Annotated in this window: 22 protein-coding genes; 7 read left to right on the top strand and 15 right to left on the bottom strand. The window is 32.7% G+C overall.

Going from position 1 to position 22,535, the window contains the following annotated elements; translation table 11 throughout:
* Window positions 1-128 precede the first annotated feature (128 nt).
* Both LrDSM24759_RS00355 and LrDSM24759_RS00350 read left to right on the top strand, forming a co-directional pair.
* Window positions 129-953, top strand: coding sequence for an aldo/keto reductase (locus LrDSM24759_RS00355; protein WP_117117690.1), 825 nt, complete (start codon window positions 129-131; stop codon window positions 951-953).
* 104 nt (window positions 954-1,057) lie between these two features.
* Window positions 1,058-2,191, top strand: a complete 1,134-nt coding sequence (locus tag LrDSM24759_RS00350; protein WP_117117360.1) for a low temperature requirement protein A — start codon at window positions 1,058-1,060, stop codon at window positions 2,189-2,191.
* Window positions 2,192-2,213: 22 nt separating this feature from the next.
* Here the strand turns inward: LrDSM24759_RS00350 and LrDSM24759_RS00345 are convergent, their stop codons facing one another.
* From LrDSM24759_RS00345 to gap, 5 genes are all read right to left on the bottom strand, one after another.
* Entirely contained in the window at window positions 2,214-3,176 is a 963-nt protein-coding gene (locus tag LrDSM24759_RS00345) for an exonuclease domain-containing protein (RefSeq protein ID WP_117117359.1), read from the bottom strand.
* A 17-nt stretch (window positions 3,177-3,193) separates the two neighbouring features.
* Window positions 3,194-3,838 (bottom strand): DUF421 domain-containing protein, encoded by a 645-nt coding sequence (locus tag LrDSM24759_RS00340; protein ID WP_117117358.1) that lies wholly within the window; start codon window positions 3,836-3,838, stop codon window positions 3,194-3,196.
* A 7-nt stretch (window positions 3,839-3,845) separates the two neighbouring features.
* Window positions 3,846-4,289, bottom strand: coding sequence for a DUF3290 domain-containing protein (locus LrDSM24759_RS00335; protein WP_117117357.1), 444 nt, complete (start codon window positions 4,287-4,289; stop codon window positions 3,846-3,848).
* 3 nt (window positions 4,290-4,292) lie between these two features.
* The gene (locus LrDSM24759_RS00330; RefSeq protein ID WP_245953314.1) at window positions 4,293-4,841 is read right to left on the bottom strand and encodes a PAS domain-containing protein; all 549 of its coding nucleotides are present in this window, start codon (window positions 4,839-4,841) and stop codon (window positions 4,293-4,295) included.
* Window positions 4,842-4,960: 119 nt separating this feature from the next.
* On the bottom strand, window positions 4,961-5,962 hold the full coding sequence (gene gap, locus LrDSM24759_RS00325) for a type I glyceraldehyde-3-phosphate dehydrogenase (RefSeq protein ID WP_117117356.1): 1,002 nt from the start codon (window positions 5,960-5,962) through the stop codon (window positions 4,961-4,963).
* A gap of 126 nt (window positions 5,963-6,088) precedes the next feature.
* Here gap and LrDSM24759_RS00320 point away from each other — a divergent pair, with 126 nt between their 5' ends.
* Window positions 6,089-6,943 (top strand): helix-turn-helix domain-containing protein, encoded by an 855-nt coding sequence (locus LrDSM24759_RS00320; RefSeq protein WP_117117355.1) that lies wholly within the window; start codon window positions 6,089-6,091, stop codon window positions 6,941-6,943.
* Window positions 6,944-6,986: 43 nt separating this feature from the next.
* Here the strand turns inward: LrDSM24759_RS00320 and pnuC are convergent, their stop codons facing one another.
* Window positions 6,987-7,763, bottom strand: a complete 777-nt coding sequence (gene pnuC / locus LrDSM24759_RS00315; protein WP_117117354.1) for a nicotinamide riboside transporter PnuC — start codon at window positions 7,761-7,763, stop codon at window positions 6,987-6,989.
* A gap of 241 nt (window positions 7,764-8,004) precedes the next feature.
* On the opposite strand from pnuC, the gene mscL reads away from it, so the two are divergent.
* Complete coding sequence (gene mscL / locus LrDSM24759_RS00310; RefSeq protein ID WP_117117353.1) at window positions 8,005-8,376, top strand: large-conductance mechanosensitive channel protein MscL; 372 nt, start codon at window positions 8,005-8,007, stop codon at window positions 8,374-8,376.
* Window positions 8,377-8,413: 37 nt separating this feature from the next.
* On the opposite strand, the gene LrDSM24759_RS00305 is transcribed toward mscL, so the two are convergent.
* From LrDSM24759_RS00305 to coaA, 4 genes are all read right to left on the bottom strand, one after another.
* Window positions 8,414-10,948, bottom strand: coding sequence for a mucin-binding protein (locus LrDSM24759_RS00305; RefSeq protein ID WP_117117352.1), 2,535 nt, complete (start codon window positions 10,946-10,948; stop codon window positions 8,414-8,416).
* Window positions 10,949-11,188: 240 nt separating this feature from the next.
* Entirely contained in the window at window positions 11,189-13,111 is a 1,923-nt protein-coding gene (locus tag LrDSM24759_RS00300) for a mucin-binding protein (RefSeq protein WP_117117351.1), read from the bottom strand.
* A 226-nt stretch (window positions 13,112-13,337) separates the two neighbouring features.
* The gene (gene efp, locus LrDSM24759_RS00295) at window positions 13,338-13,898 is read right to left on the bottom strand and encodes an elongation factor P (protein WP_117117350.1); all 561 of its coding nucleotides are present in this window, start codon (window positions 13,896-13,898) and stop codon (window positions 13,338-13,340) included.
* Window positions 13,899-13,906: 8 nt separating this feature from the next.
* On the bottom strand, window positions 13,907-14,737 hold the full coding sequence (gene coaA / locus LrDSM24759_RS00290) for a type I pantothenate kinase (protein WP_117117349.1): 831 nt from the start codon (window positions 14,735-14,737) through the stop codon (window positions 13,907-13,909).
* A gap of 78 nt (window positions 14,738-14,815) precedes the next feature.
* Between coaA and LrDSM24759_RS00285 the strand changes: the two genes are divergently transcribed.
* Window positions 14,816-15,385, top strand: a complete 570-nt coding sequence (locus LrDSM24759_RS00285; protein WP_245953313.1) for an SGNH/GDSL hydrolase family protein — start codon at window positions 14,816-14,818, stop codon at window positions 15,383-15,385.
* A gap of 26 nt (window positions 15,386-15,411) precedes the next feature.
* Here LrDSM24759_RS00285 and LrDSM24759_RS00280 read toward each other — a convergent pair whose 3' ends face one another.
* Together LrDSM24759_RS00280 and LrDSM24759_RS00275 are read right to left on the bottom strand one after the other, a co-directional pair.
* Window positions 15,412-16,107: a DUF4811 domain-containing protein gene (locus tag LrDSM24759_RS00280; RefSeq protein ID WP_117117348.1), complete on the bottom strand. Its 696-nt coding sequence runs from the start codon at window positions 16,105-16,107 to the stop codon at window positions 15,412-15,414.
* Entirely contained in the window at window positions 16,107-17,588 is a 1,482-nt protein-coding gene (locus LrDSM24759_RS00275) for an MDR family MFS transporter (protein ID WP_117117347.1), read from the bottom strand. Before LrDSM24759_RS00275 ends, LrDSM24759_RS00280 begins: the two co-directional genes overlap by 1 nt.
* A gap of 161 nt (window positions 17,589-17,749) precedes the next feature.
* On the opposite strand from LrDSM24759_RS00275, the gene LrDSM24759_RS00270 reads away from it, so the two are divergent.
* Complete coding sequence (locus tag LrDSM24759_RS00270) at window positions 17,750-18,178, top strand: MerR family transcriptional regulator (RefSeq protein WP_117117346.1); 429 nt, start codon at window positions 17,750-17,752, stop codon at window positions 18,176-18,178.
* 43 nt (window positions 18,179-18,221) lie between these two features.
* On the opposite strand, the gene helD is transcribed toward LrDSM24759_RS00270, so the two are convergent.
* Entirely contained in the window at window positions 18,222-20,519 is a 2,298-nt protein-coding gene (gene helD, locus LrDSM24759_RS00265; RefSeq protein WP_117117345.1) for an RNA polymerase recycling motor HelD, read from the bottom strand.
* Window positions 20,520-20,692: 173 nt separating this feature from the next.
* On the opposite strand from helD, the gene LrDSM24759_RS00260 reads away from it, so the two are divergent.
* Window positions 20,693-21,355, top strand: coding sequence for a matrixin family metalloprotease (locus LrDSM24759_RS00260; protein ID WP_117117344.1), 663 nt, complete (start codon window positions 20,693-20,695; stop codon window positions 21,353-21,355).
* 18 nt (window positions 21,356-21,373) lie between these two features.
* Here LrDSM24759_RS00260 and LrDSM24759_RS00255 read toward each other — a convergent pair whose 3' ends face one another.
* Entirely contained in the window at window positions 21,374-21,718 is a 345-nt protein-coding gene (locus LrDSM24759_RS00255; protein ID WP_117117343.1) for a hypothetical protein, read from the bottom strand.
* A gap of 9 nt (window positions 21,719-21,727) precedes the next feature.
* Window positions 21,728-22,489 carry an exodeoxyribonuclease III gene (locus LrDSM24759_RS00250; RefSeq protein ID WP_117117342.1) on the bottom strand — a complete coding sequence of 254 codons (762 nt, stop codon included), beginning with the start codon at window positions 22,487-22,489 and terminating at the stop codon, window positions 21,728-21,730.
* Window positions 22,490-22,535: the final 46 nt, after the last annotated feature.

The following is a 22,535-nucleotide window of genomic DNA, read 5'->3' as shown; positions in this document are numbered from 1 at the left end:
CTTAACTGATTTTAACTAAAACTAGTATATTCTTTTTGAACATATGTTTGTAGCTTATTTAAAAAAATTAATTAATGTTACACTAAATATAAGCAATTAGCTTGGCATTAAAAGAAAGGACATCCATGATGGAATATTTTGACTTAAATGATGGCAATCGAATTCCTAAATTAGGATTTGGTACTTATAAATTAAATGGTAGTGCCGGTTGTTTCGCCATTCAAAATGCACTTAAACTTGGCTATCGTTTACTTGATAGTGCCGTTAACTATGAAAATGAAGGAGCAGTTGGAGCAGCAATTAGACGTAGTGGCATTCCTCGTGACGATATTTTTGTTACGAGTAAATTGCCGGGTCGAGATCACGAATATCAAAAAGCTGTAGATCAAATTCAAGAATCATTGTTTTCAGCTGGTTTAGACTACTTTGATCTTTACCTAATTCACTGGCCTAACCCTAAAGAGGATAAATATGTCCAAGCATGGCAAGCCTTAGTAGATGCACAGAAGTGGGGCTTAATTAAGTCAATTGGTGTTTCAAACTTTGAACCAGAACATATTGAAAAAATTTATCAAGCTACAAATATTATGCCGGCAATCAATCAAGTTGAATTACATCCCTACTGGTCAAGCAATACCATTCGTCAATTTGATGATGCTCACCAGATTATTACTGAAGCCTGGAGTCCACTACAACGTGGTGGTGAAGCCTTTAATGAACCCTTTATAAATCAACTTGCTCAAAAGTATCGTAAGTCGCCTGCTCAAGTAATTTTACGTTGGGAAACGCAAATAAATGTAGTTCCTATTCCAAAGGCTAGCTCAATTAAGCACCAATTATCTAACCTAGATATTTTTGATTTTAAACTAACTCCTGAAGAAGTGGAAAAAATCACCGCACTTGATCAAATTGGTAGTCGTCGTTTTGATCCCCATGAACATGAAGAATTTTAATTTTCAAAATCCTATCCCTGTTTTGATAGGATTTATTTTTATCCTAAATTTAACAATAAGTATTATTCTAAAGATATCAATAATATATGAAAGTAGGTTTATTAATGACTTCTAGCTCTGAAAACACTGAAAAACATGTTTCAAAAATTGCCCTTTTTTATGATTTAGTTTTTGTCTACATGATTTCTAAAACTAGTGAAATTCTCCATCATTTATCACATGGACGAATTTCAACATTTTCTTTTATTTTATTTGCAATTATTGTCCTAATTTTTATCAGCTCCTGGATGACCCAAACGATTTTTACTAACCGTTATGGCAAAGGAAGTTGGAGTGATATCGCATTTTACTTTATTGATATGATGATTTTGCTTTTCATGTCAAATTCATTTGATACCACCGATTTAAGAGAAATGCGGATCTTATTAAGTTCAGCAGGACTTTTATCTACAACTTTGGCACTCCACTATTTAATTACCTATTTTCAAGTAGACAAGCAAGAAGATAAAAAAATTACTATCTCATATTTTAGGTTTTTAATTTTCCGTGCCATCTGTTTATTCACAGGTGGATATCTTGATAATATTTTTGGTTTTTCAATTGCCATTCTTGGTTTGGCCTTAAGCTGGATTATGCCAAGTTTGACCAAAAAATATACTATTAAGCATCCTATCCATTTTGGTCACTTTTTAGAAAGATTAAATTTACTAGTTATCGTAATCTTTGGTGAGACGATTATTGGTATTGCCGACTATTTCAGACCAACAACTTTTAATTTCTATTCTGTTTTTATTTTCTTACTTGTCGCATTTCTCTTCTTTACTTATATTTTACAATTCGACTATTTAATCCAAGAGAATCAACCACACGCAACTGGAAATGCCCTTATTTATCTCCACTATGCAATTATTTTTGGAATTAGCCTAGTTACAGCCAGTCTTAAAATTATTCACGAAAAAGAAGCAGATTCGCTTTTTACGGTATGCTGTCTTTTTGCAGGGATTGCTCTAATCTATTTAGGTCTTTTAGTTGCAACTCGCTATAACCAAAAAATTTTTGCATTACGAAAATCTACTATCATTTTCTTTGGATTAATTACAATAATTGGTTTATTAATTTGCCTTTATTTCCATTACTTCCCTGTAGTAATTATGACCTCATTTTTTGTAGTCATGATCAACATGATTTATTTAATTACTATTTCTATTTCTAAAAGTAATGAAAAATTAAATATTTAAAAAAGCGGCTTAAAGCCGCTTTTTATGATCTTGCCCAATCATCCAAAACACTCAAAAAGAATTTTTCGGACCAAGTACTAATCTTTTGGCCTTTCTTTTTCAAGGCCTTGGCACGATTCAGTTCTACTAAATCAGTTCTAAAGAAATCACCATCGCCCATAAACACATAATTAGTATAATCATCTACATGTTCTTGAACAAAGCCACCTAAGTTCTTAATGGCATTCTCTAATTCAGTTGTATCTAGAACCATATCACCGGTAAGGACAATATTTTTATTTTTAAATGGACTTCTAAAGACAGTAGTTTGTTTTACGATATCTGGCCATTCATTTGTTAAATCAAGTGATTTCACTGATTCGTGTGCCCGTAACATATGTGTTTGGGTGAAATTTTCTCGTAAATTATCATAGACTTTTTTAGTATCAAGACAATCATCTAACCCGCGATGTTCTTGTGATTCAGCAATCCCCATTCTCTGCATACAATCAATCAAACGATTATGTGTTTCCTGATTATAAAAACTGCGAGCCAAACGTAGAACATCAACATAATCATTACTTAATACTGGTAAATGATACTTTTCAGTAAGATCATAAACAAAATTCAAATCAAAGTTAACATTATAACCAACAATCATATCACTACCAATAAATTGTCGATACTCTTTTATCGCTTGATCAACTGGCATTCCTTTAGACTCAATTGCTTCTTCATCAATACCATTTAATTTAGTTAAAAATGCTGGTACTTTATTAGAATCAGGAAATTTTACTAATTCTGAAAAAGTTGCAATTACTTCACCATGGCGGACTTTTAAGGCTCCCATCTCTGTAATGCGGTTATGGTAGGGACTGAGACCCGTTGTTTCTACGTCAATCAAAGTATAGTTATCTAAAAAGCCGGGCTTTTCAATTCCCTTAGCTCTAATTTTATCTTGAGCACCTGGTATATTCAGTACACCTTGCATAATTGAAATACTCATTTTTCTTCTTCCTTTAGCTAATTTTTGGCAATAGTATCATTGTAGCCAAAAAAGGTTAACTTTCCCTTATTATATTCACCTAAATAAATATCCGAAATACTATTAAAACCTGCTGCTTCAACCTCTTGTTCAAGCCAATGATTGGATTTATGAATTAATTCCAATACATCTTCGTTTATCTGACCATCACTAATAATTGGAAATCTAATATTATCTTCATCATTTTCAATTACTGTCAATTGACCATTCTGTTCAAAAATACAATTTTTTACTTTGGAAGTAGAGAAGATGCCCCGACTTCTTAATTGAAACATTAATTGATTAGCAGATATTCCAGCCTTTAAACAATTATCGACTAGAACCTTACCATTTTTAATAACCTGTACTGGTTTCCCATCAATCAAATTTCTAATCCAACTACTATTATCCCTACTAAATTTTAAAATAAATACTACTAAAGTCCAAAGAATTAAGACCATCAAAAATTGCAGTACCGTAATGTCTTGATTGTAAATAAGTCCACCAATAATACCACCAAGTACATAGTTTTGTAATTGGTCTAAAGCAGTCGTAGGGGCTAAATTACCTTTACCAAAAATATTAATTTGAAAAATTAAAGTTAAAATCCCTAAAGCAAATTTTATAAATAGATCTGTATACATCTTTCTCCTACTTATTTACATAAACATGATGATCAATAATATGGGCCCGAGTTAAAGTATATGAATTATTATCCGAATTTAAATTCAGCTGGTAATCTTCATCATCAATCCTAACAATTAGTCCATTTTGTAAGGTTGTCGAATTAACTAGTACTTTTTTAGGAGAAACTCCCTTATCAGTTGCGACTGACTTCATAAAAGGTACTAATTGACTAGTCTGCGATTTTTGGCTGTTAGTCTGCAAAACTTTCTCATATTGAACTCCAGCAAATAATAGTAAAAATAATAGAGCAATAATCCCCAAATCACGATACTTGGTCGCCATTTTGTCACGTAAGTATAATAGTACAAAAATAACCATTGCTAAGCCGGCTACTACCATTAAGATATACAGCATTTTTCGATCGTCAGTTTGATTTCGCGTAATGTAATCAATCGTATAAAAATTCATTCTTTATCCTTCCCATTCACTAGCCCCCGTCTCCGCATCTGTTTCCGCATTTTGATGATATACTTTACCTTTCTTATTATCCGGATCGGGTACTAATTTTTGTCCAGTTTCTTGTAAATAATATTCTACTAGTGGATAAATATCTTGAACTATTTCAACTACTCCAGCAAACTGGTGCTCTTTATTAAAAACACTCTTATATTCATCTATTACGAATCTTGTTAAAGAATTTGTTTGATCAGGGACAATAATTCTCTTTTTACTACCAGATTTTAAAGTTGCAAAAATATCAGAATTGATTGTCTTGTGTCCTAATTCGACTGGATCATAATTCATATCAATTAATTGCTTATAGTAAAGAAAATGACCATCTTTTCCATAAAAGAATAGATTTCCAGGATAACTAGCAAGTAATTCATTAATTTGTTCAAGTGATAAAATTCCCGCATTTAGCCTGAAATAAGCATTACTGGTAATTACACTTTTTAATTGACTGGCTTTTTTGAGCCAATTCCCCTCTTCATCAGCTAGCGCGAGTAATTCTTCATCCATACTTTTACCTCACTATTATTTTTTAGGTTTAGTTTAACGAAAGCCATTAGTTAAATGCAACCAACTGAGCAAAATAAAAAAGCCCAGCTTTCGCTGAGCTTTCTATATTAAGTATTAAATTAAAGTTCTGCCATGTACTTCAAAGTTCTTACCAATTGTGAAGTATAAGACATTTCGTTGTCATACCAAGCAACAGTCTTAACTAATTGTTTACCATTAACATCCATTACATGAGTTTGGGTTGCATCAAATAATGAGCCATAATGCATCCCGATAATATCTGAAGAAACAATTGGATCAATGTTATAACCGAATGATTCATTTTGACTATCTTGCATAGCCTGATTAATTTCTTCAATTGTTACATTCTTGTTTAAAACAGTATATAATTCGGTCAATGAGCCGGACTTAACTGGTACACGTTGAGACACACCATCAAGTTTTCCATTTAATTCTGGAATTACTTGACCAATAGCACGGGCAGCCCCTGTGGTAGTAGGAGTAATATTTTCTGCTGCTGCACGCGCTCTTCTAAAGTCACCTTTGCGGTGTGGACCATCAAGAGTCATTTGATCTCCAGTATAGGCATGAATAGTGGTCATTAATCCTTCAACAATACCAAACTTATCATTTAAGACTTTAGCCATCGGTGCTAAAGAGTTAGTTGTACAAGAAGCACCAGAAACAATAGTATCGTTTGGAGTTAAGATATTTTGATTAGTATTAAATACAATAGTAGGAACATCGTACCCAGCAAAAGCTGAAATTAATACTTTCTTTGCACCAGCATCGATGTGAGCTTGAGCACCATCTTTTGATGCAAAGAAGCCAGTACATTCAAGAACGATATCAATACCTAATTCTGCCCATGGAAGCTTAGCTGGATTAGGTTCTGCTAAAACCTTAATAGTTTTACCATTTACAATTAAATTATTATCTTTACTTTCTATATCTGCATCAAAGGTACCTTGAGTTGTATCATACTTCAATAAGTTAGCCAACATTTCGACATTAGTAAGGTCATTAATAGCTACCACTTCAATACCATCAACGTCTTGAATTCTTCTAAATGCTAAACGACCAATTCTTCCGAATCCATTAATTGCAACTTTAACAGTCATATGAATTACCTCTCTTTTAACTTGCGATTAATTTTGTTTACACATAAAATATAGTTAATATTCTGTTTATGCACCATAAAGTATTCGTAAAGCTTAACTATACTTTTTGAAATAGGGAAATCAATTATGCAATATGATCGTTTTAAAAAAAGAAATGTAGATATTAATGTTGTACTTAATCAAAATGAGGGTCAATTTTTGCCAATTACAAATCACTATTCAGTTACTTTATTAACAAGCGGAAAAATTGAGGGTAACATTAATAAGCTTGATTTCAACATTTCTGCTCCTGCTATCATTTGCTTAAATGATAAAGACAAATTTCAAATTACCAAAAATCAAAATGCAATTTTACCCACAATCTCTTTTGCTCCCGACTTTTTATCCGTTCTACGTATTTCAGAAAAAGAATATATTAAAAAAGATCCACAAATAATCAAGGAACGCCTAAAATTATTTAATCGTACGCAAGGTTATACTGGTATATATAGTTTAAATTCACAATTATACAGTAAAGTCCTAAATCAATTTTTAATGGCGATTAGTGAAATTCAAATTCAAACAGATAATTTTTGGGTATGTCGAATAAAAAAATGTTTAATTGAATCTTTAACTATGGTCGAACAATTTAACCAAGAAGTTGGCAAAAACGCATTGGCAGAGGCTGTCAATTATATTCATCTAAATTATAGTGATCAGGTTGAACAAAAAGATTTAGTAAATGTAGCGCATTTGAATCGTGTCTCCTTAAATAAACTTTTCCAGCAAACTTACGGTTGCACTTCAATGCAATTTTTACAAAGATATCGTTTAAAAATGGCAACTGAATTACTTACCTTAACTGGTTTAAGTTTGACCGAAATTGCCTATGCGGTGGGTTACAATTACGATACCTTTTTTATCAAGCAATTTGAAAAGCATTATCATGAGACACCAACTAAATTTAGGAAAAAAGCACAAAAAATTGCTCAATATCAATAGTTTTTTCCACAAAAAAAGCCCAGCTTTCGCTGAGCTTTTATTTTTATTCTTGGCCTTTAATTTCACGCAAGCCTTCCCGACGACGACCACGATTAAACCATGGTGATACGGTAAAGGCTAACACATCATTAACGACATAAATCAAGGCGTTCACTGCCATAGCTAAGGAAGCATCCCCTTGCGCATACGTTACACCCCATAAAATTAATTGGAAGATACCACTAGCTGTCCACCAGAAGTATTGGTTATTGTAACGCATAAAGCACATGATTCCTGCAGTTAATGAAATTGAAAAACTGATTGAATCAATCCAAGGACGAGGATCATTAGTAAAGTGTCCGATTAAGTAACCAGAAACTACGTAAACTAACAATGTCCCTAAAATTGCAATTACCCATTGTTTTGCACCGAATTTACGTAAGTGATTCTTGGTATCATCATTCCAAGATCTAACTGAGAAAATAATTGGTAAATCTAAAGTAAGAATATAAGCAACTTGTTCAAAAATTGATAAGTAATTCTTAGCTGCTAAACCAGCATAGATAAAACATGCTGCCGACACCAAACCGAGCCAACCATTGATTGCCTTAGTAGCATTAATAGCTAAAACACAAAGTGTCCCTAATAAAGTTCCGATAAAAGTAATTAAACTTAAAACAGTAATTTTACTTTCAATTAATAAAGCTAATTGGAAACCAAAAGCAAAAAACCACAACATGTAGTTTTGAATTGGCCATCCTTTTAATTGGTTAAATAACCATACAAAATAATTTTCTTTTTTGGTTGAAACTGAACCATTGAGTGATGTCGATTCCTGCATATTCTATCTCCTTTTCTTAATTAGGTTACAATATAATACTATATATCGTACCTTGTCCGCATTACGCATCGATATCTAGTATATGAGTATAAAATTTTAAAAACAAGGATTGACATTTATAGAAAAATTTTAAGGGTTATTATAACGGGAATTAAGTTCTAAAAAAATTTCAATAATCTTCATAATTTATATACAATTTATCTATAAACTATAATTAAATAAGTACAAAAGGAGTAAAAATATGCTAAAAGAGTTTAAAGACTTTATTTCTCGTGGCAATGTAATGGGATTAGCTATCGCCGTAATCATCGGTGGTGCTTTCACCGCAATTGTCAATTCTTTGGTAACAAACTTAATTAATCCCTTGATTGGTATCTTCATTGGTAAAATAGATTTATCTGATTTAGTATTTAAAGTTGGCGATGCAACTTTTAAATACGGTAGTTTTATTAACGCTATAATCAATTTTATTATTATTGCTTTTGTTGTTTTCCTCTTAATGAAGGCTGTAACTAAAGTTATCCCAATGAGGCCAAAAGAAACTGGCCCATCACAAGAAGAAATTTATCTAAAAGAAATTAGAGATCTTCTGGCTGAACAAAAAAATAAATAGAAAAGAAAAAACGAGTTTAACAAAACTCGTTTTTATATTAATGTTCTTTCTTCTCATTAAAACCAACTAAAGAAAGCATTGTAGCAACCAAACTAATCCCTAAACCTATTAATCCCAGTTCATTTCTTTGACTACCAGTTTGTGGTAAAGTTTCTTTTTTCTGGCCTTGAACTTGAGTAGTTATATCTTTTTTATCAGAATGACCAGTTGCGCTTGCAATCACCTGACTCTTATTAGGGTGGTTAACTATTACCCTAGTATTTTCTTCTGAAGTGATTGCTGCATGTGGTTGCGGTACATCGGGGGTTGTTGGGTCTGGATTAGGACTAGGAGTTGGGGTTGGAGTTGGTTGAGGATGAGGTTGTGGAGTTGGATCTGGATCAGGAACAGGAGTTGAGTCCGGAGTTGGGGTTGGAGATGGAATTGGGGTGTAATAAATAGTTATTTCAATATCCTTATCTCCAGGTTTTACTGTCATCGCATTAACTACCTTTTTGCTTACAGTATATCCTGCAATATTAGGTGAAGTTACTGCTTCAAAAGTTCCATTTTCTGGATTCCAAGTCTTCCAGATAGTAGTTTTACCATTACTTATTCCTTCTCTAGTAAAGCCGATAACATTCTTATAAGTTGGAGCTGCTTGTAGACCCGAATCAGCATAAATGTACTTAATTGTTTCATTAATTACATCATCATCTTGAAGCAAAACTGTACCACTAGTTTGTTCATTTTTTGAGTAATATACGTTAAATACTAAATCTTTACTGTCTGGATTTACACTTTGACTAGTGATAACTTTTTTATCTGCCGTATATCCTTTGATAGTTGGTGAGGTTACGGCCTTAAAGCTTTCATCTGCATTCCATTTACCCCAAGTTACTTTATCAGTTACTGCATCTTTTTCACCAGTGCGCGTAAAAGTTATTGGTACTGCCTTATATTGTGGAGCGACTGTCTTGTTTGTGCCTTCATAAAGATAATTAATGGTTTCATTAATGGTTCTAGTTTCACTAACTTTAGTTGGAGCATTTTTAGTGTAATACACATCAAATACTAAATCTTTACTGTCTGGATTTACATTTTGGCTAGTGATAACTTTTTTATCTGCCGTATATCCTTTGATAGTTGGTGAGGTCACTGATTTAAAGCTTTCATCTGCATTCCATTTACCCCAAGTTACCTTACCAGTTACAACATTCTTTTCACCAGTGCGCGTAAAAGTTATTGGTACTGCTTTATATTGTGGAGCAGCCGTCTTGTTTGTGCCTTCATAAAGATAATTAATGGTTTCGTTAATAGTTCTAGTTTCACTAACAGCTACAGGGATATTTTCTCCATCAGCTTGACCGCCATTACCTGAAGAAGCAGGACTAGTAGGAGGTGTATGAACTGCAATCCCTGATGCCTTCAAATTTAATACACTCGAATATTTACTTAAACCTTCACCTGATGAAACATTTGCACTACTTGGTAATTGAGTTTGGAAATAAATATACAAAGGTTGCTTAGAATAATTCTTCCCATCTACAACAAAGGGACCAGCTTGTTGTAGCTTAACGCTAGTTGGAGTAGATTCTTTTTGCATTTGAGCAGATAAATCATAATTATATGTATTATCTGGATACTTTTCAGTATTGATTCCATCACCAAGTTCATCTTGAGTTGGTGCATAAACTGCAATACTATCCTTTACTAATTGTTGGTCTCCATTAAATATAGCGCTAACATCAACATCTTTAAGTTCTTCTTCGTTGTAGTTTACATATACTCCCCAAGAAATTCGCTTAGTTTGAGGGTTTAAACCAAAACACTTGTAATAAATTAAAGGATGAGCTTCACTTTCTGTCTTTTTAGGTTCTGGAGTTATATTAACTTGAGTATCTAAGTTAGTGGTTTGTCCATTATGAGTAATAGTTACAGGCAAAGTAATTGTTTTATTTGCTGAAATTGGTTCTTTATAACTCATTGATGCAATGATATCAAAACTAGCATTAGTATAATCTCCATCAGCTGTTACATCAAAAACACCTTCACCATTATTAGTCACACTAAATTTAGGAATATTGATATCTAAACGATTATAGTTTAAAGGTAAATTTTGGCCAATGGCAATTTGGTAACTAGAACCTTGAGGTATATTAGTTAAAGTTCCACTATTTACTTCTACTTTAAACCAACCATTTACTTGAACATTTTGCGTTGACCCAGCATAAATAATATTGGCACTTGGTTTAGTTACTTCTTTTTTAACTGAAGTATTATTCTGATTTACTTTATTTTCTACTTTTTCAGGAGAAACATTTTTTTGTTGAATTAGAGTAGACTTATTATTTTGATCTTGAGTTGTTTGCTCTAATTGTGAAGCCGCTATGGATGAGCTTTCTTTTGCAGGCTTTGTATTTTCAGTTACGGGAATAGTTGAAGTACTTGTTGTTTCTTCTGCTGCATGAACTGTGGAATTTGAAATATTAATTCCAAAATATAAAGTAGTCGACAACAAAACTGAGGCTGCTCCAATACTTAATTTTCTTATTGAAAAATGATTTATTCTCTCATTATCTTTTTTCTCCATTAGTATTTTTCTCCTCACCAAATTATGAACACTTGATATATTATTTATCTAACAAAACAATAATAACGCTCGTTATTATTAAAGTCCATATTTTTGTTATGTTAAATTTATATAATATTCATTTGTATTATAAAATATTCCAATATATCAACATATGATTTATACAAAGGTTTACATTTTTGTTATTAAAAATAAAAAATAAAAAATAAGCTACTACAGCTTGTTTTTTACATTTCAAATTTAATTTTCTTTCTTCTTATTAAAGCCAAATAATGACAATGCTCCAATTAAGGCACTTATACCTATACCCACTATTTGTAAACTATTCTTCTTACTGTTAGTTTGTGGTAGTTTTGCTTGTTCACCAGTATTTTCTCCTAATTCATTAGCTTTTGGAGCAACTGCATTTTGAAGAGATAATGGCTTGGTCATTGATCTCCTTAACTGTGAATTATTAGATAAACTGCGAGTAATTTCATCTTCATTAGCAGCATGAGGCATTGGAACATCTTCAACTTCAGTATTTGGTTCACTAGGAGTAATTGGGGTCACTGGTTCACTTGGCTCATTAGGATGAGGTTGTGGGATTGGTTCTGGATCAGGTATAGGAGTTGGAGTCACTGGTTGCTCAGGTATTACTGGAACTTCTGTTTTTGCATAGTACACGTTAAAGACTAAATCTTTACTATTAAAGTTGACTGTTTGAGCTTCAATCTTTTCCTTATCAACAGTATAGCCTTCAATAATTGGTGAAACTACAGACTTAAAAGTTTGCGCAGGAGTCCATGCATTCCACATTATTTCACCAGTTACAGTATTTTTCTTTCCAGTTCTAGTAAATGTGAGCGGTTCTGCTTTATATTGAGGCGCTGCGATTTTATTTGTATCTGCATATAAATAGTTAATAGTTTCAGTTATAGATTTACTTTCAGAAACTGGTACTAAACTATTTTCTCCTGTACTAGTTCCACTATTGCCTGTTGGTGCAGGTGCTTCACTTTGTTTAATTGAAATTCCAGCCGCATTCAAACTTAGTTCACTCGCATAGTTTGTCGGCTTATCACTTCCAGGAGTAGGATTATTTGAATTATTTAATTGAGTTTGAAAATAGATATATAAAGGCTTCTTAGAATAATCAATGTTGTCCACAACGAAAGGCCCAGCTTGCTTGAGCTCAATTGACTTCGGTGTAGACTCATCTTGCATTAATTTAGAAAGAGAATAATTGTACTGTTGATATTGGTGTTCAGTTACATTTAAATCACCACTATCTCCAGGAAAAGTATCATAAACTAAAATACTTTTCTTTATTAACTCTTGAGCGCCACTAAAAGTTCCTTCAATATCCACATCTCTTAAATCCGTTGCATTATAGTTAACATAAATTCCCCACGAGATTGTTTTAGTTAATGGATTTAACCCATAACATACATACTTAAGAAGTGGATGAGTTTCTTGGTAGGTTGGCTTTGGTGCTGGAACTAAGTTAACATTTGTTGAAAAAGTTTTAGTTTGATCATCATGATTAAAAGTTATTGGTAGAGAAATAGTTTTATCTGTTGCTAAATTTCCCTTATAGCTCATTGAAACAACGATATCAAAACTTGCATTACTATAATCATTAGTAGCGGTTAAATTATAGGTTCCATTACCCATATTAGCCACATCAAAATCTGGAGTAGAAAATTCTGATCGATCATAATCTAGCGGCAAACTATTGCCAACAGTTACCTGATACAATGAACCCTTCTTAACATCAGTTAAATCTCCACTAGAAACTTTTACCTTAAACCAATTTCCAGCCTGAACATTATCTTCTTTATTAGGATAAATCACCTCAGCAGTGGGATTAGTAGCTACTGTTTGATTTTGAGCTGAACTTTGTTGAGTGGAATCTGTGTTAGATGATACATTTTTTGAAGATTCACCTGCATCAATGTTTTTCGTAGCATCCTCATCATTACTTACCTTATCTGAATCCACTGCAATTGTTGAATTAGAATCTTGGTTAGTTTCTTCACTAGTAACTTCTGCTGCATGTACTGTAGGCTCTTGAAGCTTTAAGCCAAAATACACTGTAGTCGATAATAGAACTGAAGCAGCACCAATGCTTAATTTTCTAATTGAAAAGTGGTTAACTTTTCTTTCATTAACATTTTTCATATTTCATTCTTCTCCTTGTTATTTATATAACAAAATTACTCATTTATTATATTATATTCGCAAAAAAATGTTAATATAAAACGCCTATAAGTGTTGATGCTCCAGCTATTAGCCCTGTCTTACAATACTAGTAATTAAAAATTATAATTTAATAACGACTGTCATTAGTAAACCACCAAAATTAAAAAAGAAAGGAACAAACACTATTATTTGTTCCTTTCTTTTATTATGCACGACTCTTATAATCGCCCTTTTCAGTACCAATAATTAACTCTTCACCTTCATTAATAAAATCAGGGACAGTAACTACTAGTCCTGTTTCCATTGTTGCTGGTTTACCGCCACCTGCTGCAGTTGCACCTTTAATTTCCGGTTGAGTTTCAATAACCTTCATTTTTACAGTGGCTGGTAAGTTAATTCCAATTAATTTACCATCGTCAGTAAATTTTAATTCTACATCAATATTAGGAAGTAAGTAATGAGTTTCATCAGCTAAATGCTCTTTCGGAATCATATATTGTTCATAGGTTTCTTGATCCATAAAAATATAATTTGCTTCATCATCATAAAGGTATTGCGCCTTTTTCAAAGAAACTTCTACTAATTCGACTTTTTCACTAGGGCGCATCGTCTTGTGGACTACTGCACCACTCATTACATCTCTTAAGTCCATTTGCATAACCGTATTACCCTTACCAGGTTTATGGTGGTTACTCTTCAAAACCTCAGTTAACTTACCATCTTGGTCAAAAATCATACCTTTTTTCAAATCAATTGCTTGTGTCATTTTTTCTCCTAAAATTGTTTTAAATCAATTGCGCTAATAGAATGATCTAATGCTTTTGTCACAATCATATTAGCTCGCACCTTAGTCGGTGCAATGAATTCATGTAAGTTTTTTATATTCACATCAAACCATACTTTTTTTGCAAATTCATCAGCTTGTTTTCTATCTACATGAGCCCACTTATAAAAGAAATTATCAGGATTGTTACGATTAAGTTCTAACAGATAATGATAGCGTTTCATAAACCAAGTCTCTAAATTTTTCTCATCACTATCTAAATAAATAGCATAATCTAAATAATCGCTTGGAATAGGTCCATTTTCTTTCGGTAACTCTAAAATATTAATTCCTTCAATTATTAAAATATCTGCTTGTTTATATGTTCCTAGTTTATCGGGAATTAAATCAGACAATTCTTGTGAATAAAGGCGATAAGGAATATTGTTATTTCCAAGTTTTACATTTAATAAAAAATTATTTAGAGCCTTCCAATTAATTGAAGCTGGAAATCCCTTCTGTTCCATTAGCCCCTTTTCTTCTAATTCAGCATTAGACATTAAAAAATTATCTGTAGAAACAATTTCAACCTGTTTATCTTCTTTTTCTAAGCATTGCTTTAATTTTTGGGCAAAGGTCGACTTACCTGCAGCAACAGACCCTGAAATTCCTATAACATATGGGCTTAAATTTTGCCATTTTAACTCTTTTAAAGAAATTTTCCTTGCCAAAAGTTCTTTATTTAAAACGTAACTAATAAAGGACCACCCATCTAGAGAATTACTTGGAGGCATCAAATTTTGCCATCTATCTGGTGTTAAATGTAAATATTCAGTATTCACTATGAGTCGCCTTCTTCCTTATTGCTAGTATTAGTACTGGGTTCAGAGTATCATAGAATTGAAAAGAAAGAAATGTTAATGATGTCAAAAGAAATAATCCTATTTGGTGATTCAATTCTAGCAGGATATGTTAATGGTCATCCCAGTGACCATATTACTAAGTCCTTGCAAGATAATTTTCCAAATTATAATCTTATAAATGCTTCAATTCCCGGCCTAACTACGGAAGAGGCCGAAGATTTTCTACCTAATAAAGTCTATATTCACAATTATGCATTAATAATTTTAGGTTTAGGTACTAATGATGATAGTGTCTATGACGGTCTAAATGCTGGTCGGTATGCTTATAATCTAGACCACTTAGTAGCCAAACTCGATCCTAATAAAATTATTCTGATGGGACCTTCATATACAAATTGGAAAGTTAATCAAAATCAATCTTGGCCACGAACTATTCAGTTTAGTTTGATCGCAGAACATTGCAGTGTTATCCATCATTTACCATTTTTAAACTTAAACAAAGAGATGGTTAAAACAGGGCACCCCAATGATTTATTACAAGCTGATGGCATTCATCTTAATCAAGCAGGAAATAAGTTGCTAGTTAATCAGTTAACTAACTTAATTAACAAAAAAATCGCTGAGTAATTAAACTCAACGATTTTTTATTAACACTAGTTTTTCTGAGCAGCCTGTGCACTTTGTGCATTTTTCATCATTTGTTCTTGCTGCTTTTTCATTGCAGTCATTTGCTTTTGAAGATCTTTGGCCTTCTTAGTTGAAATAACCCTCCAATCAGAAGGAACATGGAAAATGTATTGTCGCTTCACTAACTCATTATCTCTACCAAAGATACCGAAGAAAAGTTTAACTATATTATTTTGGTAGACATATTTAGTAGTTTTAATTTCTACCTGAGCTTTTTTAGAAGTAACAGTTTTTGCTGACATGTGATCAGTCTTGATCGGTTTTAATTTATCCTTTTGTTTAGTATGGTAAACATAAACTTTTTCTGTTCCGTTACCCAGCGGTTGATAAATTAAAATTCCACCAGGCATTTTCATACTTGCTGCTTGCTTTTGAATTTGAGCTGCCATGGCTGGGTTAGCTTGAATCATTTGTTGCATTTGTTGTGCTTGTTTGGCTTGTTGTGCCTTACTTGGCATTGGTACTGCAGAAGCTAAATTTTCAGTTTTAACAGTGGTTACTTCTTTCATACCCATATGACTATAGTCATGAGCCACAATTGAACCAACACTAGCAAATGAAATAAGCATGAATAACCAAGCCCACGCAGTATGGAATTTACCAGGAATAATGTTGAAGTAGGCAAATAAAAATAAAGCAATAACTAAAATTACAATTATCATTAATCTTTACCTCCCTCAACAGAAATCTTGTTTTGACTAGCACGATTTCCCTTCTTCAAGAAAAATGCTAATACTAAAGCAACTAAACAGAAGAGAATACTTACCCAAAATGCAGCATTAAAACCATCTAATGTGGCAGCTTTTGCACCGGTTGCGTATTTTAATGGCGTAGCTTTAAGGATAGATTTGGATGGTAAATTATTTTTGGTAACAGTTGAAAGTACTGAAACAATAATTGCAGTACCAATTGAAGTAAGTACCTGTCTAAAGGTATTGTTCACCGCTGTACCATGAGACATTTTATCTAGTGGAAGTGAATTCATACCAGATGTAGTAACGTTCATCATAACCAAAGAAACACCGACCATTCTAATGGCATAAAGAATGGTAATCATAACCATTGAAGATTCTTCAGTTAAGAAGACAAATGGAACAGTACCCAAAGTTAAAATAACCATACCTGTAATAGCCATCTTACGAGCACCGTATTTATCAAATAATCGTCCCGTGATCGGTGACATAATACCAATCATCAAAGCACCTGGTAAAAGTAAAAGACCTGAATGAAAGGCACTTTCACCACGTAAGTTCTGAATGTACAATGGTAAAACTAATTCAATACCAACCATGGCTAAGTTAACAATACCACTCAAAAATGCTGCTAAAGCAAATTCAAAATGCTTAAATACAGAAATATCTAAGAATGGCTTTTCCATATGGGTTTGACGCCAACCAAATAAAATGATGAATACGAAACCAATTGCCATGAAAGTTAAAATTTTAGGATCAGTCCAGCCATCATTACCAGCTTCTGAAAAGCCATAAAGTAATGAACCGAAACCTACAGTTGAAGTGATCACTGACCAATAATCAAGCTTATCGTCTTTAAGAGGTACAACGTCTTTCATAAAGAAGAAAGCCAATACAATGACGATAAATGCAATTGGAGCAATAAGACTGAATAAGTAACGCCAACTCAAATTATCTACTACCCAACCAGATAAAGTAGGTCCAATTGCTGGAGCTAGTCCAATAACAATACCAACCGTACCCATCGCTGCACCACGTTCACTCGGTGGAAAAATGGTCAACATAATTGTTTGAAGTAGTGGCATTGTAATACCCACACCAATACCTTGAATAATTCGTGCCGTTAATAAACTACCAAAGTTAGGTGCCAACGCTGCAAAAGCTGTTCCAATAAAGAAAGTAATCATTGCAAACAAATAAGATTTTTTAACACCGAACTTGCCCATTACCCAAGCCGAAAGTGGGATCATAACCCCATTAACGAGAAGGAAAGCAGTTGATAACCATTCAGCAGTAGCCGTATCAATCTTGAAGTCTTTCATTATAGACGGTAAAGCGGTAGATAAAAGTGTACCATTCAACACCGTACAAAACGAACCGATCATTAATACCATAACCAGCAAATTTCGTTTATAAGGTTTGCCGTAGATATCGGTTATTTCTTTATCCATATCTAATCTCCTTAAATTAAATTAACGAGTACTATTTTAGGGTTGTTTATTTTTATTGTCAATATTTTTTACAATTATGAATAATAATTTTACATTTATAGTCACTTAGTTTACAATGCTAATATAAATTAATCCTACTAATTATTTGGAGGTTCCAATAAATGAATTCGGTATGGCGTAGTATCTACAGTAATCTTAAAGTAGGTATTGGCGAAGTAAGTAGTCTAACAGGTGTTACCCAGCGACAACTACGGTATTGGGAAGAAAAGGGATATATTGAGCCAATCGAAAAAGAAGGTCTTCGTAAATATACGTTGGGTACTCTATTTTCTATTGCTTTTATTAAAGAAAAACTTGATCAAGGATACACTTTGGCTAGCGCGGTAAAAAAATCTAAAGAAGATCAAACCAAAGTTAAACTATTGCGCAAACTTTTTAGTGATCCAAATTATCAAATTAACGTATGCGACCTGGAACATGAATATGGGCAAGTTAATTTTGGAGAATTACGGCTGATGGATGGACGCAAAGGCGATTTAACAGCGATAATTGATCAAGACGGTACCCATTACGAATTTGATGAAAAATAGACAAAAATACACATAGACCAAATTTTGATCTATGTGTATTTTTTTATTTATTTATATAAGTTCCTTCTTTTAATGAACTTAGGATTGGGCTCTTTTCTCCTAAATAAGTTAAATCCAATTTATACATAGCACGTGATGCAATTGTATAAAGTAATTGAGTTTCATCTAGTTCATGATATTGTTTAGCAGATACATCCCATGCAACTACTGCATCAAATTCTAATCCTTTTGCTAAATAAGATGGAATTACTAGCGTTCCCTCTACTAATCTCTGATTAGCAGAGCCAATTAAAGTAGCCTTAATATTTCTTTCTTTTAATACTTGTGCTACTTCTTTAGCCTCAGCAAGAGTCTTAGTAATTATGGCAGTTGTCAAATTTTGGTTATCATTTTCTGTCAAAATGTCTTCTAAAGCTCTGTATTCTTTTTCGATACTATCACGTTTATAAAAGGCAGGTTTAGGGCCTTTACGATCAAAGGCTTCAATTTTTTCACCTTGACGTAAGATTTGTTTAGTAAAATCCGTAATTTCCTTAGTAGAACGATATGATCTAGTCAATTGCACTACATCGGTTTTTTCAGGATCAAATAATTTAGAAATCTGGCTCAGCAAATTCTTACTTGCATCCTTAGTAAAGATTGCTTGATTTAAATCACCCAACATAGTGAATTTAGCCTTCGGGAAATTATATTTCAAATACGCTAATTGGAATGGCGTATAATCCTGAATTTCATCAATAAAAGCATAACGCATTGTATAGTCTGTGCGACGTCCGGTCATTAAATCATAAAGATACAAATATGGAGTTATATCGCTCATCTTAATCTTGTGCTTACGTAAGCGTTCTTTAACTTGTTCAATATGGTCTTGCCATTCGCTTTCACTAATATTCCATTTAGCTAAATCAACAATCTTAGGTACAGCACGTAAGAAGGCAAGATATTGACCACGAATATTCAAGAAACGATGATGATTAATCTTTTTGGCCACCTGTTTTAATTCTTTGGTCACGATCTTTTTTGCCAAGAACTTTTCTTCTTTTTCGCCAGATTCGAATTCTTGATCAGGACGGTCATAAAGTGCTTGTAATTGTTGTGGATCTAAAGATTCAATTGTTTTACTTACCCAAGCTTTTCTAGCTTCTGAACTAATTCGATGGTTTAAGTCAGTAATTAATTGTTCTTGTGTAGCATCAATTCTATTTCGTAAATTATAGTTTTCATTAAAACTATAGTAGATTTCCTTGATTTTCTCTTTATCAAAAAATGGTTTCTTCTTTGACTTAAAGTAGATATTCTTGAAGAGCATCCCACTCTTATTCAAATGCTTAGCATAACGGGTAACTGCATTAAAGAAATCCAGTGAATTTTCAAAATTAACTACTTTATCATCTTGCTTTTCATCTTCAAATTGTTCAAAAAGATTCTCGACTTTCATTCCTGGAACTCGGCGAGAAGCAAATTGCCAATAGGTCATCTGAACCATATTTTGTTCACCCATTTCAGGTAAAACATTTTTTACATAGTCATTAAACAATTGGTTAGGACTAAACATGATCACTTGACCAGAATTCAAATTACCACGATAACGGTAAAGCAAATAAGCAACCCGTTGCATAATCGCACTAGTTTTTCCTGAACCAGCAGCTCCTTGAACAAATAGCAAATCGGCACTAGTATTACGAATAATTTTATTTTGTTCACGTTGGATAGTCGTTACAATTGACTTCATCTGCGTTGATGACTTCTCATTCAACACATTCATCAACATTTGATCACCAATTGATTCATTGGTATCAAACATATTTTCAATTTTTCCATTCTTGATAATGAACTGACGCTTCTTGGTCATATCTACACTACGCTCACCATCAGGAGCATTATAAGTAACTTTACCCAGTTTCCCATCATAATAAATAGATGAAATTGGTGCACGCCAGTCATAAACTAAGAAATGTTCTTGATCATCCGCACAAGAGCCTAGGCCAATATAAATTGTCTCCGGTTTCTCTTCCCCTTCTTCTTTAAAATCTACACGGGCAAAATACGGACTTTTTTCTAATCGTTGTAAAGTATCTAATTGCTTTGTGGATTGCTGCCAAGCATGTTCACGTTCTTTCAACATTTGTTGCTGTTGTTGAATCGTAAGTGCAGTTTCCATTGATGTAGAATAATCATCATAATCTAGTCTTACATCATCTAAATAATGAAAATTTAAGTTACGTGCTTCACCTTGAGCGGAATCAATCGTTTTATCAAGTGATTTTTCTTTTATTTTAATTTTATCCATCACTTCATCAAGGTGTTTTTGTTCTAATTCTTGTTGTGATTCTTTAGCCATCTTCTCACCCAATTCTCAAACTAAAAATGTTGCCTAATATTTTATCATAATTATCCGCTTACATAAATAAAAACACATTAAGCTTAAATTTTATCTAAATAATTCAAAATTTTTAGCACTATCATATTTTAGCGCTATAATAAACGCTACTAAATTATTAACCGAGGACTTAAATGAAAAAATTTATTCGTACTTTATTTATTTGGGGAATAATTTTCCTTGCTGGCAGTATATTTTATTTCAAATCACAGCCTTATTTTGAACGTACATTTGGAACTACTAATCCCCTTCCTTATCTTTCTTATCGAATTGAACAATTATTTAATCCTAATAAGTTTAACCAATTAAATAATGATGAACCCCAAGATAATGGACATACTTTTGAACAAGCTAAGGCTACTGTTTATATTAATCTTTCAAACAAAACACTTTACCAAGCAACTTTAACAGGACTACGAGCCTGGAATAATACCAGTGCATTTAATTTTAAAACTACTAACAATAAAAAGGACGCTCAAATCATTGTAGAGGCCATGGACAAATCTAATACTAATGCTGCGGGATTAACTGATACTGAATATAATTCTTTAACGGGACATCTCCTTCATGCCACTGTTCGTCTTAATTCTTTTTATTTATTAAATCCGCAATATAACTATAGCTATGATCGAATTGTTAATACTGTTGAACATGAATTGGGACACGCAATTGGCTTAAACCATGAGAATGGAGTATCGGTTATGTATCCTCAAGGATCTTTTTATACGATTCAACCAACAGACATTAATAATGTCAAAAAACTTTATCATGAATCAACAAAAAACGAGATGAATTAATTCATCTCGTTTTTATCTTTAATCTCGACATAAATGCCAGACAAAAAATGCAATTCCAATTATTAAAGCCAAGGCTCCATATAAAATCATATAATTATACATCCAGCCAGCAATACTAATAATTCCTGTAATTAAAAGTAAAACAAAACCAGTAATATCTCCACCTAAACCCGACCTATTTTCTGTGGCAATATAAACTATTCCGGCCGCCATCATTAATCCGGCCATAACTATTTCAATTATACCAGCAGTAATATTTCTTAATTCGTTAAGCCCTATTAATCCAAATAATAAGCCATGAATAAATAACCAGATTGCAAGTAAAATCAAAAAAATTCCTACTACTAATTTTGTAACTCTCATAAAATTCGCCTAATTCTTTAAATCAATTTCTAAACTAACGGGACAATGATCTGATCCCATTATATCAGTTAAAATATTAGCTTTTTCAAGTTTATCTGTTAAAGAATCAGAAACTAAGAAATAATCTAATCGCCATCCTTCGTTTTTTGGACGAGCATCTCCACGATAAGACCAGTAAGTATACATTCCAGTCTTATTTGGATAGTAATAGCGGTAAGTATCAATGAAGCCCTCATCTAATAATTCAGTAAAATCTTCACGTTCTTGTTCAGTAAAGCCTGCGTGATGATGATTTTCTGAAGGTTCAGCTAAATCGATAGCTTCATGTGCTACACTCATATCTCCACCAATTACAACAGGTTTATTTTCTTTTAGCTTTTCTACATAAAGTTTAAAAGCTTGATCCCAAGCCTGTCTAAAGGCTAACCTTTGTAATTGTTCACCTGAAAATGGTACATAGGTCGTTACAAAGTAATAATTTTTGAATTCTAAGGTAATTGTTCGACCTTGTTGATCAAATTCAGGCACTCCAATTCCATAAGCCACTGTTTGTGGTTTTTCTTTAGTGAAAATTGCTGTGCCATCATATCCTTTTTCTTGCGAGTAATTCCAATATTGATAATATCCTGGAGTCTCTATTTCTACTTCATCTGGTGATAATCTAATATCTTGCATGCAGAAGATATCCGCATTTAAATCATTAAAGGTTCTTAAAAAACCATGTCTTAAAGCTGCTCTAAAGCCATTTACATTCCATGAAACAAATTTCATGCTTAACACTTCTTTCTTTAATAAATAAAAAACTGTTGCTTTCCAA

The organism is Lactobacillus rodentium, from assembly GCF_003423665.1.
Taxonomy (GTDB): Bacteria; Bacillota; Bacilli; order Lactobacillales; family Lactobacillaceae; genus Lactobacillus; species Lactobacillus rodentium.
Note: the sequence above shows the minus strand (reverse complement) of the source record. Positions and strands in the feature narration are given on the sequence as shown.

What these genes read in the sequence shown, in the direction of transcription:
- LrDSM24759_RS00355 (WP_117117690.1), top strand. Translation starts at nt 129, where the DNA reads ATGGAATATTTTGACTTAAATGATGGCAATCGAATTCCTAAATTAGGA.
- LrDSM24759_RS00350 (WP_117117360.1), top strand. Translation starts at nt 1,058, where the DNA reads ATGACTTCTAGCTCTGAAAACACTGAAAAACATGTTTCAAAAATTGCC.
- LrDSM24759_RS00345 (WP_117117359.1), bottom strand. Translation starts at nt 3,176, where the DNA reads ATGAGTATTTCAATTATGCAAGGTGTACTGAATATACCAGGTGCTCAA.
- LrDSM24759_RS00340 (WP_117117358.1), bottom strand. Translation starts at nt 3,838, where the DNA reads ATGTATACAGATCTATTTATAAAATTTGCTTTAGGGATTTTAACTTTA.
- LrDSM24759_RS00335 (WP_117117357.1), bottom strand. Translation starts at nt 4,289, where the DNA reads ATGAATTTTTATACGATTGATTACATTACGCGAAATCAAACTGACGAT.
- LrDSM24759_RS00330 (WP_245953314.1), bottom strand. Translation starts at nt 4,841, where the DNA reads ATGGATGAAGAATTACTCGCGCTAGCTGATGAAGAGGGGAATTGGCTC.
- gap (WP_117117356.1), bottom strand. Translation starts at nt 5,962, where the DNA reads ATGACTGTTAAAGTTGCAATTAATGGATTCGGAAGAATTGGTCGTTTA.
- LrDSM24759_RS00320 (WP_117117355.1), top strand. Translation starts at nt 6,089, where the DNA reads ATGCAATATGATCGTTTTAAAAAAAGAAATGTAGATATTAATGTTGTA.
- pnuC (WP_117117354.1), bottom strand. Translation starts at nt 7,763, where the DNA reads ATGCAGGAATCGACATCACTCAATGGTTCAGTTTCAACCAAAAAAGAA.
- mscL (WP_117117353.1), top strand. Translation starts at nt 8,005, where the DNA reads ATGCTAAAAGAGTTTAAAGACTTTATTTCTCGTGGCAATGTAATGGGA.
- LrDSM24759_RS00305 (WP_117117352.1), bottom strand. Translation starts at nt 10,948, where the DNA reads ATGGAGAAAAAAGATAATGAGAGAATAAATCATTTTTCAATAAGAAAA.
- LrDSM24759_RS00300 (WP_117117351.1), bottom strand. Translation starts at nt 13,111, where the DNA reads ATGAAAAATGTTAATGAAAGAAAAGTTAACCACTTTTCAATTAGAAAA.
- efp (WP_117117350.1), bottom strand. Translation starts at nt 13,898, where the DNA reads ATGACACAAGCAATTGATTTGAAAAAAGGTATGATTTTTGACCAAGAT.
- LrDSM24759_RS00285 (WP_245953313.1), top strand. Translation starts at nt 14,816, where the DNA reads ATGATGTCAAAAGAAATAATCCTATTTGGTGATTCAATTCTAGCAGGA.
- LrDSM24759_RS00280 (WP_117117348.1), bottom strand. Translation starts at nt 16,107, where the DNA reads ATGATAATTGTAATTTTAGTTATTGCTTTATTTTTATTTGCCTACTTC.
- LrDSM24759_RS00275 (WP_117117347.1), bottom strand. Translation starts at nt 17,588, where the DNA reads ATGGATAAAGAAATAACCGATATCTACGGCAAACCTTATAAACGAAAT.
- LrDSM24759_RS00270 (WP_117117346.1), top strand. Translation starts at nt 17,750, where the DNA reads ATGAATTCGGTATGGCGTAGTATCTACAGTAATCTTAAAGTAGGTATT.
- helD (WP_117117345.1), bottom strand. Translation starts at nt 20,519, where the DNA reads ATGGCTAAAGAATCACAACAAGAATTAGAACAAAAACACCTTGATGAA.
- LrDSM24759_RS00260 (WP_117117344.1), top strand. Translation starts at nt 20,693, where the DNA reads ATGAAAAAATTTATTCGTACTTTATTTATTTGGGGAATAATTTTCCTT.
- LrDSM24759_RS00255 (WP_117117343.1), bottom strand. Translation starts at nt 21,718, where the DNA reads ATGAGAGTTACAAAATTAGTAGTAGGAATTTTTTTGATTTTACTTGCA.
- LrDSM24759_RS00250 (WP_117117342.1), bottom strand. Translation starts at nt 22,489, where the DNA reads ATGAAATTTGTTTCATGGAATGTAAATGGCTTTAGAGCAGCTTTAAGA.